This is a genomic window from Jiella flava, assembly GCF_017349315.1.
Lineage (GTDB): Bacteria > Pseudomonadota > Alphaproteobacteria > Rhizobiales > Rhizobiaceae > Jiella > Jiella flava.
Genome location: NZ_JAFMPP010000001.1, coordinates 347,363 through 361,183, shown reverse-complemented (window position 1 = coordinate 361,183; position 13,821 = coordinate 347,363). Strand labels below are relative to the sequence as shown.

The following is a 13,821-nucleotide window of genomic DNA, read 5'->3' as shown; positions in this document are numbered from 1 at the left end:
CCGGCGGGACTCCCGCTCACCGCTCGGTCGCCCCATATGTCCGACTGCGATGCGCAAGCGGCGGAGCGCCGCCCGCCGTCTTTGTCGACCGTCGAATTTCAAAGCGCCGTGACCCAATCCGTTGCCAATGATAGCTGCCCGACCAACGGCTGCGCGAGCGATCGCGACCGGGTCGACGTCTATCTCGCCGATCCTGCGCTTGCGACCGGTGAGACCGCGTTGGCCTGGCTGGGCCTCCTGAGTTCAACTGAGCGCGCGCGCTACGACCGGTTCAAGGTCGAGGGCGCACGGCGGGAATATCTGACCGGGCGGGCTCTGGTTCGCACCACGCTGTCGCGCCATGCCGATTGTTCGCCGGCGGACTGGCGGTTCGAGGCCAATCGCTACGGCCGGCCCGCAATCGCGCCGGATCAGGCGCACGCGGCGCCTGGCCTTGTCTTCAATCTCTCGCACACGCGGGGGCTCGTCGCCCTGGCGATCGGCCGCAACTGCGACCTCGGCGTCGATGTCGAATGGATCGACCGTCAGGGGCGCTTGGCCGATCTGTGCACGCGCTATTTCGCACCGAGCGAGACGGCGTTCGTCCATGCCGCCGAAGATGATGAACTGACCGACCGCTTCTTCACCTTCTGGACGCTGAAGGAGGCCTATATCAAGGCGCGCGGCATGGGCCTCGCCTTGCCGCTCGACGGCTTTGCCTACGATGTGTCGGCGAGCGAGCCGACGATCCGCTTCGAGCCGACATGCCCGGACGATCCGAGCCGCTGGCGGTTTTTCGCGCGCCGGATCGGCGCGAGCCACCGCCTGGCGCTGGCGATGGCGGTGGCTGGGGCGGGCGTTGTGAGCGTCTGCTTTTGGCAGGCGCGGCCGCTTGTTGCCAAGCCCGAAGCGTTCGCCGAGCCTGCCGTGCGCCTCGCAGCGCCCGGCGCGGGGACGCCGTCGGCGTGAGACTGTTCGCTGTCGCCGATCTGCATCTCGGCTTTCCCGCCAATCGCGAGGCGCTGGCCGAGATCGCGCCGCGCCCCGACGACTGGCTGATCTTGGCCGGCGACGTTGGCGAAACGCAGCGGCATCTGCAAATCGCCTTTGAGAGCCTGGCCCCGAAGTTCAGGCAACTGGTCTGGGTGCCCGGCAATCACGAACTGTGGGCCGTCGCCGGGCGGGACGATCCGGCCGATACGCCGCCGCTGCGCGGCGAAGAGCGCTATCGGGCTTTTGTCGCGCTCTGCCGGGAGTATGGCGTGCTGACGCCGGAAGATCCCTATCCGTTGATCGCCGTCGACGGACGGGCGGCGCGCCTGGTGCCGATGTTTCTGCTTTATGATTATAGCTTTCGTCCGCCGGACATCGCGATTGAGGACGCTTTGGCCTGGGCGCGTGAAACCGGTGTGCGCTGCGCCGACGAGCAGTTCTTGTCGCCGCATCCCCATGAGAGCCGATCGGATTGGTGCCGGCAGCGCTGTGAAGAGACAAAGGCGCGGCTTCTGGCGCTTGGCGAGGAGGACGCGCCGCGCATTCTCGTCAACCACTGGCCGCTGCGCGAGGAACTGGCCAAGCCGCCCCGCATTCCGCGCTTCTCGCTGTGGTGTGGCACGCAAGCGACGCAGGACTGGCATCGACGCTTCAAGGCCAGTGTCGTTGTCTCCGGCCATCTCCATATGCCGTCGAGCCGAACGGTCGACGGGGTGCGGTTCGAAGAGGTGTCCTTTGGCTATCCAAAGCAGTGGCGGGGGAGGCGGGCGCCGGACGCAGCGCTCCGCCAAATCGTGGTCTGAGGCATGTCGCTGCCGGTCAGGCGACGAGATGCAAGAAGCCGACCGTCAGGACTAGCGCGGCGGAAATCAGGCCGGTGAGGGCGATGGTCTGGACCGTTTCGGTTTTGAAAATCGTGCGGATCATGGCTGGGATCCTTTCTGGACGACGGGTTGCGATCTTTGCCGCATGTGGCCGTTTCGACAACGCCGCGAAAGCGCGTTTGCGACACGCGATGACGCAACGCGAATATTCGTCTTCATCGGATCATTTTTCTGCAAGCCTGCGACTCGCGGGTTCGATCCACACCGTGTGCAGACAGAGGAGGAGCCGGACGACGGCATCGATTCGGCCGACCTGAACCGTCAGATCGAGTGCGAAAAGATGTCTTCTTCTTCCCAACCCGCAAGGTCGAGTTTCACTCGTGTCGGCAGGAAGTTGAAGCAGGACTTGGCAATCGTCATCCGGTCTTCCCGGTCAAGCCGCTTGTACAAAACGCCCATGATGTCGTGCAGATAAAGCACGTCCGACGCGGCGTATTCGATCTGCGCCGGCGACAGGGTTTCGGCCGCCCAGTCGGACGATTGCTGCTGTTTGGAGATGTCGACGCCGATCAGTTCGCGGGCAAGATCCTTCAGGCCGTGGCGATCGGTGTAGGTGCGGGTGAGCCGTGAGGCAATCTTGGTGCAGAAGATCGTCTCGGTCATCGTGCCGAAGGCGTGGTAGAGGGATGCGACGTCGAAGCGGGCGTAATGGAAGATTTTGGTCTTTGACGCGTCCTTCAAGAGCGCTTCGATATTGGGCGCCGTGTTCTGCCCCTTGGCGATCTGCACGACATCGGCGGTGCCGTCGCCTGGCGACAGCTGAACCACGCACAGACGATCGCGCCGCGTATTCAGGCCGAGGGTTTCGGTGTCGATGGCGACGGGGCCGGTGTAGCGGGAAAGATCGGGCAGGTCGCCCTTGTGCACGCGGATGGTCATGATCTGCCTTTATCGATTCGGTCTTGATCAAAATCGATAGCGGATTTCCAGCCAAAGCCCAAAGCGGCCCAGCGCAGGCCGTCGCTTTTCGTGGCGAATGTTGAAAGCGGGCGGCGCCCGGGCGAATCGTTGCCGGCTGACCGACGCGAAAGCGACGCCAGGTGGGCGCCGCGTCCGTTTCGCAATATCCGTCGGCCGGTCAGTCCGGACGTACGACGCTGCCATCCGGCGTGACCGGTTCCGACGGAACCGCCACCGGCAGCTTCTGGGCCGGCACGGCGACGGCGGACTCCAGCGTCAGCTTGGAGACGCCGATCGCGGCGTTGATGCCTTCCTGGGCCTGAATGCTGAGCGGCTGCAACGTATAACTGTCATTGGAACCGCCGACGAGCAGCTTGGCCCCGCCGCCGACGATGGCCGACGCATCGGCGCTGGCCCCAATGAAGGTGCCGGCCAAGCCGCTAGCCTCGTAGGCTCGGCCATCGGCCATGACGACAGCCCAGGTCATCACGGTGCGGCCGGTGACGCCGACATCGAGGCCGAAGGTGTTCAGCGTGCCCGAATAGACCTCCGGATTGCCGCCGCTGGCCGGCGTGAACTCACAAACGAGCTTGTCCGAGGAGCCGATGATGAAGCCCGTCGATCCGTCGCTGTGGCATCCGAGTGTGCCGACCTTGACCGAGGCCGACGCGGGACCGGCAAAAAGGGTCAAGGAGAGAGCGGTTGCTGCCGCAAGGGCGAGCGCCGTGTGCTTGGTCTTCATGGACTTATACCTCAATTCAGCGATTGTCCGCTTCGGGTGAGGCAAACACGTGAACGTCGCTCATGTTCCTGATTTTCAGATTACGATACGCAAGATTTTCTCCGTTCAGGACCGAATCCTCTCATGGGGATAAGTAAAAAATCGTTTGATTTGAGTGTCTTGTGGCATTTTCGGCTGAAGCGGGCGTTTCAAAGGGCCCGCGGCAAAAAATCGTGTGAGCGGTGATGGGGATGGCGTGCGCTTCCGCAGCGGGCAACGATCTTAGCGACTGCGGCATCTTTTCGCTGCGCCGCCCTCGCCGAGCCCTATATCCAGACCGAAATCCCTATTCCATGAGGAGATCAAGATGGATCACAGTCGTTTTCCGGTGGCGCGCACCGATGCCGAATGGCGCGAAATGCTGACACCCGAGCAATACGAGGTGATGCGTGGGCATGGCACTGAGCGTCCGGGCAGCTGCGCGCTGCTTAATGAAAAGCGTGCCGGTACGTTTTCCTGCATCGGCTGTGGCCAGCCGCTCTTTGTCGCCACCCGCAAATTCGAGAGCGGGACCGGATGGCCAAGTTTCGACACCCCGCTCGAAGGGGCGGTCGAGGTCAGCGAAGATCGCAGCTACGGCATGGTGCGCACCGAGGTGCATTGCAGCCAGTGCGGCAGCCATCTCGGCCATGTCTTTCCGGACGGCCCGCCGCCGACGGGCCTGCGTTATTGCATCAATGGCGTGGCCTTGGAATTCGCACCCGAGTGAGGTTTCGAAGACGGCACTGGGCGCCAGCCGTCGGGAGTTTTCATCGCACCCATAATGTCAATCCTCAATTGATTCAATTGCGGAACGCTCCTTTTGCGTGTTAATTCGACATCTCACTGCGATGGAAGGTCTTGAGCCGTGGATCTCAAGATCCTTGCATTTTTCAACTGTGGCCTTTCATCAGGGCAATTGAAGCGGGGTCTGGATGAGATTTTACGCGCTCATGCAACGAATGCGCTGGCCGAGTTCCTATGTCGGAAGAATTCTAGCGATTTGTTTTCTTGGAATTCACGTCCCGCTGATCGCCTTTTCGCTTTTTCTGTTAAGCGAAGGAGAAATCGCCGCCGAGATTTGGCATGTCAGTATCATCTTGCTTGCGACGCTTTTCGGTTCCGTCATCACGCTCGTGGCGGTGGCTGCGATGCTGTCGCCGATGACCCAGGCGGCCGCTGCGCTCGAGGCTTATGCGGACGATCGGTCGATTCCAGATCTGCCGACCCAATATCACGATCTCGCCGGGCGCTTGATGGCCCGCGTCCAGTCGACGCTTTTGGAGCTCGACCGCCGGATCGGCAAGCTGGAGGATCTATCGACGACCGACCCGCTGACCGGCCTTTATAATCGCCGCTGGGTTGCCGATCGAGCGCCGCGTCTCATCTCCGACTCAAAGGCCGAGAAACGCCTTCTGTCCCTCCTCGTTATCGACGTCGACAAGTTCAAGCAGCTCAATGACGCGCATGGCCACACACTGGGCGACCAGGTTCTGATCCTCGTCGCCGACGCGATCCGCGGCAGCATTCGCGGCACCGACTATGCGGTTCGAGTCGGCGGGGACGAATTCTGCGTGTTTCTCCCGCGCGCCGACCGTCCGTCGGCGGAGGACGCGGCGAAGCGCATTCGCGACATGACGCGGATCAGCACCCGCTCGCTGCTCGATGTCGGAGCCGTGACGCTCAGCATCGGCGTGGCGACGCTGCGTTTGGAGGACGAGGAGCTCGACGATCTCTTCAATCGTGCCGACGAAAATCTCTACCGCGCCAAGCGGGAAGGCCGCGACCGGTCGATCTCCGGCTGAGATTAAAATCGGCCCTGGGACGACGCGCCGAAACGGTTGTTTCCGGCTGGAAAGATCAGCGCCTGCGGTTTATGTCGCTCTCGATCCAACGTCCGAGCGAAGAGCTGACGATGACCGAGTATTTCGCTTTCTACGGAACGCTCATGGACGATGCGGGCAACGCCGACACGCCGTCGACCGAGGGTTTGGTGCGCCGCATCGGGCCTTGCCGGCTGCACGGCGAATTGCGTTCGCACGGGGCTTATCCCGGCTTTTTCCTGCGGGAGGCGGGCGATGGACAAGCGTTTTCGGAAACAGTGATCGCCGAACTGCACGAGATTTTGCGGCCCGAAGCCTTTGCCGTCTTTGACGCCTGGGAGAATTACGACCCGGCCGACGAACCGCGGTCGATGTATCTGCGCCGCCGGATCACGTTGGCCGAGCCGGAGGGCATTGAGGCCTGGATCTATCTTTCGCAGCTCTCCCGCGAGGATCCGCTGGTGCCGGGCGGCGACTGGCGGGCCTATCGGCGACAAAAAGTGCGGCCGTCTGGATAAAACCGCGATCGTCTGGGCCCGGGCGACCCATGACGAGGACGCGGGCGAGCGGAAGTTGCAGGCTGCGGGATAAGGCCTGCCGACATGTTTTATCGGCGCTTGGTATTATCTCGCCAGCGATCTGCGATCACGCCTGCAGCTGGCGCTTGGCCTCCTTGCCGAGGGCGCGGAACACGGTGTCGACGATCGCCTTGGCGTCGAGGCCGGCTTCGCGGATCATCGCATCGGGCGAGGCATGATCGATGAAGCGGTCGGGCATCGCCATCGGCCGGATTTTCAGTCCGGCATCGAGCAGCCCGTTCATCGCCAGGAACTGCAGAACCTGCGAGCCGAAGCCGCCGACGGCGCCTTCCTCAATCGTGACCAGCACCTCGTGCTCACGGGCAAGCCGGGCGACGAGTTCGGTGTCGAGCGGTTTGGCGAAGCGGGCATCGGCGACCGAGGTCGAGAGGCCGAAGCCATCGAGTTCGCGTGCGGCGATCAAGGCGTCGGCAAGCCGCGTGCCGAAAGAGAGGATCGCGACCTTGGTGCCCTCTTTGACCATCCGGCCCTTGCCGATGGCGAGAATCTCGCCGCGCTCGGGCATATCGACGCCGACGCCGTTGCCGCGCGGATAGCGAAAGGCGATGGGACTCTCGTCATAAGCGGCGGCGGTGCGCACCATATGCTTCAACTCGGCCTCGTCGCTCGCCGCCATCACCACCATGCCCGGCAACTGGGCGAGAAAGCCGACATCGAAGGAGCCGGCATGGGTCGGCCCGTCGGCGCCGACGAAACCGGCCCGGTCGATGGCAAAGCGCACCGGCAGATGCTGGATCGCGACGTCGTGGACCACCTGGTCATAACCGCGCTGCAGGAAGGTCGAGTAGATCGCGGCGAAAGGCCGATAGCCTTCGGCCGCGAGCCCGGCGCAGAAGGTGACCGCATGCTGCTCGGCAATGCCGACATCGAAACTGCGATCCGGAAAGCGCGCGCCGAACTTGTCGAGACCGGTGCCGGACGGCATCGCGGCGTTGACGGCGACGATCTTGTCGTCCTCTTCGGCCTCGCGGATCAGGCTGTCGGCGAAGACCCCGGTATAGCTCGGCGCATTGGCCTTGGATTTGGCTTGCGCCCCGGTGATGACGTCGAATTTGGAGACGCCGTGATACTTGTCGGCTGAATTCTCGGCCGGCTCGTAGCCCTTGCCCTTCTTGGTGACGACGTGGACGAGGATCGGGCCCGCACCGGCGTCGCGAACATTTTTCAGAACCGGGAGAAGATGGTCGAGGTCATGGCCGTCGATCGGACCGACGTAATAGAAGCCGAGTTCCTCGAACAGCGTGCCGCCGGTGAAAAAGGCGCGGGTGTATTCCTCGGTGCGCCGGGCGCCCTCGCGGATTGGCGCCGGCAGATGTTTGGTCAAACTCTTCGCTCGGTCGCGCAGCGAGCGATAGGTCTTGCCGGAAACGAGGCGGGCGAGATAGGCGCTCATCGCCCCGGTCGGCGGCGCGATCGACATGTCGTTGTCGTTGAGGATGACGATCAGCCGGGCGTTGAGGGCGCCGGCATTGTTCATCGCCTCATAGGCCATGCCGGCGCTCATCGCCCCGTCGCCGATCACCGCGATGACGTTGTTGGTTCCCTTCGACAGATCGCGCGCCACCGCCATGCCGAGGCCCGCGGAGATCGAGGTCGAGGAATGGCCGGCGCCGAATGGATCGTATTCGCTCTCGGCGCGCTTGGCGAAGCCCGACAGACCGCCCTCCTGGCGGATCGTCTTCATCCGTTCGCGCCGGCCGGTGAGGATCTTGTGCGGATAGGCCTGATGGCTGACGTCCCAGATCAGCCGATCGCGCGGCGTGTCGAAGACGGAATGCAGGGCCACGGTCAGTTCGACGACGCCGAGCCCGGCGCCGAGATGGCCGCCGGTGCGCGAGATCTGCTCGATCAGGTCGCGGCGCAGCTCGTCCGCCAGTTGACGAAGATCGGCCGCGTCCAATGCGCGAAGATCCGCCGGCTCGGCAATGCGATCGAGGAGGGGCGTGGTCGATGTCTCAGACACATCAAAACCTTTCAATAAAACGCATGTCCGGCCGGCCGAAAGGGGCGTGGCTCGGAGCCGCTCGTCGGCACCGGGAAGGGCTCGAGCGGGAGTCTTCATTAGATCGGTTGGAGAGTGCGCCCTTCAAGACGCGATCTGCAAGGCCTCGGTGGCTTTTGTCTCGGAAAAGACGAGGCTTTTAGCAAATCCGTGACGATTGAGCGCGCAAGCGGCGTCGCTTGCGCAAGGCGGTCGCTTAACCGGGATCGAGCGCCTCGATGCCGGTCGGCTTGCCGGCCCGGTTCAGCTTGATCTTCTCGACCTTGTCCTCGGCCGCCGAGAGCAGGCGTTCGCAGTGGTTCTTGAGCTTTTCGCCACGCTCATAGATGCGGATCGAAATGTCGAGCGGCACGTCGCCCCGTTCGAGATCGCTGACGATGCGCTCCAGCGCGGCGATCGCATCCTCGAAGCTCATGCGTTTGATGTCGGAATCGTCGGCGGGCAGGGCGGTCTCGCCTGTTTCGGCCATGGTTCGGGCCCTTCCTCAGTCTGTGCAGTGTCGCGTCGCTCGGGCCGCGCTCCCGCGCCCGCCATGTCAGCCGGTCATCAACCGCTTGACGTGGGCGGCGGTCGAGAGCGCCAGTCCCTGCAGGTCGTACCCGCCTTCGAGGAGGCTCACAAGCCGCCCCTTGCAATGGCGGGCGGCGATCTCCAGCAATTGGCCCGTCGCCCAGTCGAAGTCTTGCTCTGTGAGGTTCAGGCCGGCCAGCGGATCGCGGTGATGGGCGTCGAACCCTGCGGAGATGATGACGAGATCGGGCGCGAACGCATCGAGCGCCGGTAGCACCCGGTCGCGCATCGCCGCGCGGAATGCGTCGCCGCCGTCGCCGGCCGCGAGCGGCGCGTTGACGATGTTACCGGCGCCGGTCTCGCTCTTGGCTCCTGTGCCGGGATAGAGCGGCATCTGATGGGTGGAGGCGTATAGGACGCTTTTGTCGGACCAGAAGATGTCCTGGGTGCCATTGCCGTGATGGACGTCCCAATCAACGATGGCGATGCGCTCCAATCCATGGATGGCCTGCGCGTGGCGGGCGGCGATCGCGGCGTTATTGAACAGGCAAAAGCCCATCGCCGTCGCCGTCTCGGCGTGGTGGCCAGGGGGACGGGCGGCAACGAAGACGGTCTGCGACGCGCCGCCGATCACGTCGTCGACCGCCGCCGTTGCCGCGCCGACGGCATGCAGGGCGGCAGCAAAGCTCTTGGCGCTGACGATGGTGTCCGCGTCGATCCGGGTCAGTTCGCCGTCTTTGGGGATTGCCGTCGCAACTTTGCGCACATGGTCTTCCGGGTGGCAGCGATAGATCGATTCGAGATCGCCTTCCGGCGCCTCGGCCCGGTCGAGAAGGTGAAAGGCTTCCTGTTCGAGCGCTGCCGCAACGGCCTTCATCCGGTCCGGCCGTTCGGGATGGCCGGGACCGGTCAGGTGCTCGGCGAAGATATCGTGGAAATAAAGCCGCGTGTTCATCGATCCGAGCTAACGCCTCCCCGCCTGAAGTTCAATCCGCCGCGTCCGCGCGACAGGCGTGCATCAGTGGCGCTGGGCTCCGACCTGGCCACGATCACGCAGATAATGATCGGCGATCGCACAGGCGACCATCGCTTCGCCGACCGGCACGGCGCGAATGCCGACGCAGGGATCGTGACGCCCTTTGGTCATGACGTCCACGGCATTCCCATCGGCATCCACCGATTGGCGCGGCGTCAGAATCGACGAGGTCGGCTTGACCGCGAAGCGCGCGACGATCGGCTGGCCGGTCGAAATGCCGCCCAAAATTCCGCCGGCGTGGTTGGAGAGATAGTACGGCCGCCCATCGGGGCCGGGGCGCATCTCGTCGGCATTGGCCTCGCCGGAGAGCGCGGCGGCCGCAAAGCCTTCGCCGATCTCAACGCCCTTGACGGCGTTGATCGACATGAGATTGGCGGCAATATCGGCGTCGAGCTTACCGTAGATCGGCGCGCCAAGGCCGGCGGGGACGTTTTCGGCGACAATCTCGACGACGGCGCCGATCGAGGAGCCGGCCTTGCGCACCCGGTCGAGCTGATCGGCCCAGCGACCGGCCGTCTCGGCATCCGGGCAGAAGAACGGATTGCGGTCGATCTCGTCCCAGTCCCAGCGGGTTCGGTCGATCCACTGATCGCCGATGGCGACGAGCGCGCCGCGCAGCTTGACCCCCGGCACGACCAGTCGGGCGATCGCGCCCGCAGCGACTCGCATCGCGGTCTCTCGGGCCGATGAGCGGCCGCCGCCGCGATAGTCGCGAATGCCGTATTTGACGTCGTAGGTGACGTCCGCATGGCCCGGCCGATAGCGGCGGGCGATCTCGGAATAGTCCTTCGAGCGCTGGTCGGTGTTCTCGATCTCAAGGGCGATCGGCGTACCGGTGGAAACCAGCTCGCCGTCCGTCTCGCCCGGCATGACCCCGGAGAGCACGCGCACCCGGTCGGGCTCCTGACGCTGGGTGGTGTAGCGGGACTGGCCGGGTCGGCGCTTGTCGAGAAAGGTCTGGATCCAGGCTTCGGAGAATTGCACACCGGGGGGCGTGCCGTCGACGGTGCAGCCGATGGCCGGCCCGTGGCTCTCGCCCCAGGTGGTGACGCGGAAAAGATGGCCGAAGCTGTTGTGCGACATTTGCTGCTTCTATCGTCGATGGGCCGGATCTGCGCAATAACGGTGCTTGTGTATGCGCAAAGCATGGCGTTCCGCAAACATTGTCGTCGCCCAGACGGCCGCAGCGCAATTTCGTTGCGAGATCAAGCGGCTGGGCGGCCTGCTCGACGGAGCCGATGGCTGTGGCGCCGGGCTTAACGATCTGGTTACCAAGTCTTTGAATCTTTCGATACAATTTGCCCTTCATCGGTACGACTTTGGACACAATCGGACGCGACTTTCGTTTTCGACCGACGATGATCGGATCCCGAGCCCGGCAGTCGCCCCGTCATGGTGCTGCAAGGGATGGCTGAAGCCGGGCAGGGACGCAAGGAAGCGAGGAGTAAAGTCGTGACGAAACGGATTCTGGCGCTTTTCGCAAGTTCCTTCCTGACGGTCGCCATGTCGATCCCTGCCATGGCCAAGGAGACCGACGGGGTGATCGAAGCCATCGATCAGGAACACGCGCAAATTCGGTTGAGCGACGGCGAGATCTATCATCTGCCGTCGGACTTCGACTATCAGGCCATCACCAAAGGCATGACCGTGGTGGTGATCTATGACGCCGATGAGGAGAGGCCGGTTCTGCAAACGATCTGAGCCAAAGCTGCAAATTTTGCATGCGGCTCGGCGGCTGTTCGGCAACGGGTGCCCGTTGTCGTTTCGATGCGGGCGATGGCGCGCTACAGGACGCCGGAATAGCGCTTGGCGACGGTGGAGAGCGTGGTCTCGCGCCAGCGGGTGTCGCGCTCGGCGCGCGGCGTGCTGATTTCGTGAATGCCGCGAATGCGCGCCGGCCGCTCGGTGAGAAAGATGATCTTGTCGGACAGCTGCACGGCCTCGCGCAGATTGTGGGTGACCATCAGCGCCGTTGTCGGACGGGCCGACCACACCTCGGTCAACAGATTGCGCAAGCGGCCGGCGGTCTGCTCGTCAAGCGAGACGAAGGGTTCGTCGAGGACCAGCAGCGAGGGGCGGATGGCGAAGGCGCGGGCGAGCGCCGCGCGTCTCGCCAGGCCGAGGGACAATTCGCCCGGAAAGCGGCCGCGCATTTCTGATAGACCGAGCGCGGCGAAAAGGTCGCTGAGGTCGCGATCGGTCGCGTCATCGGCAAGCGCCAGGCGAACGTTGTCTTCGACTGTTCGCCAGGGAAGCAATCGCGGCTCCTGAAAAACGGCCGCAATTCGACGCGGTTCGTTTTCCGGCAGTCGCAGTTGCCCGGAAAACTCGCTGTCGAGCCCAAGAATGATCCGCAGCGTCGTCGTCTTGCCGCAGCCCGACGGGCCGATCAGCGTGGCAAAGCTGGCCGGCTCGACGGCAAAGGCGATATCCGCGATCGCCCGCACATCGACGCCATCGGCGCCGCGGAAGACTTTGTCGCGGATCTCAACCTCAAGCGCGTTTTGGCCGCCAGCGGGTGGAATAGGCTTCGAAAGGTTGGACAAGGGCGAACTCGATGATCAGCATGACGGCGACGAACGCCAGGGTGTAGGCCAGGATCGAGGCGACGTCGAAGAGCTGGAAGTAAAGGTTGATCTGAAAGCCGACACCGTTCGAGCGGCCGAGCAGTTCGACGACGAGGGCGATTTTCCAGATCAGGCTGATGCCGGAGCGCGACGCCGCGGCGAAATAGGGCTGCAGCTGCGGCAACACCACGTGGCGCAGGGTTTTGACGGTCGAAAAGCGGTAGACCCGGGCCATTTCGTCAAGGTCGCGATCGAGGGCGCGCGCGCCCTCGCGCATGGTGACCACGACGTTGGGGATCTTGTTGACCGCGATGGCGCCGATCGCGGCCGCTTCATTGAGGCCGAACCAGATATAGGCAAGGACGATCACCACCAGCGCCGGCAGGTTCAAGAAAAGAATCAGCCACGGATCGAAGAAGCGATTGGCCTCACGGTTCATCCCGAGTGCGATGCCGATCGCCGAGCCGATCACCATGGCGATGACGAAGGCTGCGGCGACGCGCATCAGCGTCATGGCGAGATGAAATTCCATCTCGCCGGAGACGGCATCGCGCCAGAAAGCCGCCGCAACTTGCGGCGGCGTCGGCAGGACGCGGCTGTCGGCAAATGTCGCCGTAATCCACCACAGGGCGAGCAGCCCCGCCAGCGAAGCGAGCGTGACGAGACCCGGCGCCAGCCGCGAGATCACCGACGGCGCCGAAAGCGACGGTGCCTCAAGAGCCATTCGCTTTGCCGTCGTAATAGGTGCCCTTGACGAGCGCCGGCGCCGGGCCGACGAGCTTGGCACCGCCGATATTGGCGAGGATCGTGTAGAGCTTGGCGGTGTCCTTCTGCTCGTCGGCGGGCGAGCGCTGCGGGATGCCGTCGCGATAGCGCTCGCGCAGGATCTCGAAGGTCTTTTCATTCTTGGCCTTCATCAGCGGCTTGAGCGTCTCCCAGGCCGCATCGGAGGTGGCGAGGAGCTGCTTCGTCGCCGCGTCAGCCTTCAAGAAGTCGGCGATCACATCCGGGTGATCCTTGGCGAAGCGGTCGCGAAACACCCAGCCGATCGAGGCCACCGGGCCGGATGCGCCCATCTTCATCGCCGCATCGCTGCCGGAGATGAGGGTGCGGAATCCTTGCGCTTCGAGCCGGGCGGCGTAATGCCAGAAGTTCAGCACCGCATCGAGTTCGCCCTCGCGGGCCTTTTCGGTCAGCAAAGGCGGGGCGCCGTAGACGATGGTGTTGGCTGCGGCGAGATCGATGCCGAAATCCTTCTTGGCGAGGGCCTGGATCAGCAGCCAGTTCTTGTCGAGCGGGCCGCCGGCAACGCCGATGGTCTTGCCCTTCAAGTCGCCGAGGGTGTTGACGGCGCTCGTCTCCGGCACCATCAGCGATCCGACCGAGGTCGAATAGGGCACGAAGGTGTAATCGGCGCCCTCCGCCCGTTGCCGCGACACCCAGAGCCAGTCGGAGACGATCATGTCGACGCCGCCGCCCTGAAGGGCCACGGCCGACGCTGTTTCCCCGGCAAAGGGCACGACGGAAAGATCGAGACCGGCCTGCTTGTCGAGGCCGGCGCGTTGCATCGCGTCGAGTTCCCAATTCACCGTGCCGAACTTCAGCACGCCGATGCGCAGCGTCGCCGCTTCTCCCGCGTGGGCGACGTGAATGGTGGCCAAAAGCGCAAGTGCGGCCCAGACGGCTCGCAGAAACCGCATGACGATCCTCCCAAAAATCGACGATGCCCGAGCGGAAGCATAAAGACATGCGATCGCATTTTCGATGG

At 63.9% G+C, this 13,821-nt stretch carries 15 protein-coding genes; 6 read left to right on the top strand and 9 right to left on the bottom strand.

From position 1 onward, the window contains the following. The first annotated feature begins 108 nt into the window (after positions 1 to 108). Together J1C48_RS18830 and J1C48_RS01665 are read left to right on the top strand one after the other, a co-directional pair. A complete protein-coding gene (locus J1C48_RS18830; RefSeq protein WP_207255908.1) occupies positions 109 to 948 on the top strand; it encodes a 4'-phosphopantetheinyl transferase superfamily protein in 840 nt (279 codons plus the stop codon). Then, the gene (locus J1C48_RS01665) at positions 945 to 1,775 is read left to right on the top strand and encodes a metallophosphoesterase (RefSeq protein WP_207255907.1); all 831 of its coding nucleotides are present in this window, start codon (positions 945 to 947) and stop codon (positions 1,773 to 1,775) included. The genes J1C48_RS18830 and J1C48_RS01665 overlap by 4 nt, the downstream gene beginning before the upstream one ends. 342 nt (positions 1,776 to 2,117) lie before the next feature. Here J1C48_RS01665 and J1C48_RS01660 read toward each other — a convergent pair whose 3' ends face one another. Both J1C48_RS01660 and J1C48_RS01655 read right to left on the bottom strand, forming a co-directional pair. Next, positions 2,118 to 2,735 (bottom strand): ribonuclease D, encoded by a 618-nt coding sequence (locus J1C48_RS01660; RefSeq protein ID WP_207255906.1) that lies wholly within the window; start codon positions 2,733 to 2,735, stop codon positions 2,118 to 2,120. 199 nt (positions 2,736 to 2,934) lie between these two features. Beyond that, positions 2,935 to 3,498: a DUF992 domain-containing protein gene (locus tag J1C48_RS01655; protein WP_207255905.1), complete on the bottom strand. Its 564-nt coding sequence runs from the start codon at positions 3,496 to 3,498 to the stop codon at positions 2,935 to 2,937. Between the two features lie 346 nt (positions 3,499 to 3,844). Here J1C48_RS01655 and msrB point away from each other — a divergent pair, with 346 nt between their 5' ends. From msrB to J1C48_RS01640, 3 genes are all read left to right on the top strand, one after another. After that, positions 3,845 to 4,246: a peptide-methionine (R)-S-oxide reductase MsrB gene (gene msrB / locus J1C48_RS01650; protein WP_207255904.1), complete on the top strand. Its 402-nt coding sequence runs from the start codon at positions 3,845 to 3,847 to the stop codon at positions 4,244 to 4,246. Between the two features lie 370 nt (positions 4,247 to 4,616). Beyond that, positions 4,617 to 5,321 (top strand): GGDEF domain-containing protein, encoded by a 705-nt coding sequence (locus J1C48_RS01645; RefSeq protein ID WP_207255903.1) that lies wholly within the window; start codon positions 4,617 to 4,619, stop codon positions 5,319 to 5,321. Positions 5,322 to 5,431: 110 nt separating this feature from the next. After that, positions 5,432 to 5,857 (top strand): gamma-glutamylcyclotransferase family protein, encoded by a 426-nt coding sequence (locus J1C48_RS01640; RefSeq protein WP_207255902.1) that lies wholly within the window; start codon positions 5,432 to 5,434, stop codon positions 5,855 to 5,857. Between the two features lie 127 nt (positions 5,858 to 5,984). Here the strand turns inward: J1C48_RS01640 and dxs are convergent, their stop codons facing one another. The 4 genes from dxs to aroC all read right to left on the bottom strand — a co-directional run bounded on the left by dxs (position 5,985) and on the right by aroC (position 10,569). Then, positions 5,985 to 8,000, bottom strand: a complete 2,016-nt coding sequence (dxs, locus tag J1C48_RS01635; RefSeq protein WP_207255901.1) for a 1-deoxy-D-xylulose-5-phosphate synthase — start codon at positions 7,998 to 8,000, stop codon at positions 5,985 to 5,987. A gap of 136 nt (positions 8,001 to 8,136) precedes the next feature. Continuing rightward, positions 8,137 to 8,409, bottom strand: coding sequence for an exodeoxyribonuclease VII small subunit (locus J1C48_RS01630; protein ID WP_207255900.1), 273 nt, complete (start codon positions 8,407 to 8,409; stop codon positions 8,137 to 8,139). Positions 8,410 to 8,475: 66 nt separating this feature from the next. Continuing rightward, entirely contained in the window at positions 8,476 to 9,405 is a 930-nt protein-coding gene (locus J1C48_RS01625) for a histone deacetylase family protein (RefSeq protein ID WP_207255899.1), read from the bottom strand. Between the two features lie 63 nt (positions 9,406 to 9,468). Next, positions 9,469 to 10,569 (bottom strand): chorismate synthase, encoded by a 1,101-nt coding sequence (gene aroC, locus J1C48_RS01620; protein WP_207255898.1) that lies wholly within the window; start codon positions 10,567 to 10,569, stop codon positions 9,469 to 9,471. Positions 10,570 to 10,938: 369 nt separating this feature from the next. Here aroC and J1C48_RS01615 point away from each other — a divergent pair, with 369 nt between their 5' ends. Further along, positions 10,939 to 11,187 (top strand): DUF1344 domain-containing protein, encoded by a 249-nt coding sequence (locus J1C48_RS01615; RefSeq protein ID WP_207255897.1) that lies wholly within the window; start codon positions 10,939 to 10,941, stop codon positions 11,185 to 11,187. A gap of 83 nt (positions 11,188 to 11,270) precedes the next feature. On the opposite strand, the gene J1C48_RS01610 is transcribed toward J1C48_RS01615, so the two are convergent. The 3 genes from J1C48_RS01610 to J1C48_RS01600 are packed head-to-tail and all read right to left on the bottom strand — an operon-like array spanning position 11,271 to position 13,753. Continuing rightward, a complete protein-coding gene (locus J1C48_RS01610) occupies positions 11,271 to 12,032 on the bottom strand; it encodes an ABC transporter ATP-binding protein (RefSeq protein WP_210345292.1) in 762 nt (253 codons plus the stop codon). Beyond that, positions 11,980 to 12,777 (bottom strand): ABC transporter permease, encoded by a 798-nt coding sequence (locus J1C48_RS01605; protein WP_207255896.1) that lies wholly within the window; start codon positions 12,775 to 12,777, stop codon positions 11,980 to 11,982. The genes J1C48_RS01610 and J1C48_RS01605 overlap by 53 nt, the downstream gene beginning before the upstream one ends. Then, complete coding sequence (locus J1C48_RS01600; RefSeq protein ID WP_207255895.1) at positions 12,767 to 13,753, bottom strand: ABC transporter substrate-binding protein; 987 nt, start codon at positions 13,751 to 13,753, stop codon at positions 12,767 to 12,769. Before J1C48_RS01600 ends, J1C48_RS01605 begins: the two co-directional genes overlap by 11 nt. Positions 13,754 to 13,821 lie beyond the last annotated feature (68 nt).

Coding starts and splice junctions, on each gene's coding strand:
- J1C48_RS01660 (WP_207255906.1), bottom strand. CDS start 2,735: ATGACCATCCGCGTGCACAAGGGCGACCTGCCCGATCTTTCCCGCTAC.
- J1C48_RS01655 (WP_207255905.1), bottom strand. CDS start 3,498: ATGAAGACCAAGCACACGGCGCTCGCCCTTGCGGCAGCAACCGCTCTC.
- msrB (WP_207255904.1), top strand. CDS start 3,845: ATGGATCACAGTCGTTTTCCGGTGGCGCGCACCGATGCCGAATGGCGC.
- J1C48_RS01640 (WP_207255902.1), top strand. CDS start 5,432: ATGACCGAGTATTTCGCTTTCTACGGAACGCTCATGGACGATGCGGGC.
- dxs (WP_207255901.1), bottom strand. CDS start 8,000: ATGAAGACTCCCGCTCGAGCCCTTCCCGGTGCCGACGAGCGGCTCCGA.
- J1C48_RS01630 (WP_207255900.1), bottom strand. CDS start 8,409: ATGGCCGAAACAGGCGAGACCGCCCTGCCCGCCGACGATTCCGACATC.
- J1C48_RS01625 (WP_207255899.1), bottom strand. CDS start 9,405: ATGAACACGCGGCTTTATTTCCACGATATCTTCGCCGAGCACCTGACC.
- aroC (WP_207255898.1), bottom strand. CDS start 10,569: ATGTCGCACAACAGCTTCGGCCATCTTTTCCGCGTCACCACCTGGGGC.
- J1C48_RS01605 (WP_207255896.1), bottom strand. CDS start 12,777: ATGGCTCTTGAGGCACCGTCGCTTTCGGCGCCGTCGGTGATCTCGCGG.
- J1C48_RS01600 (WP_207255895.1), bottom strand. CDS start 13,753: ATGCGGTTTCTGCGAGCCGTCTGGGCCGCACTTGCGCTTTTGGCCACC.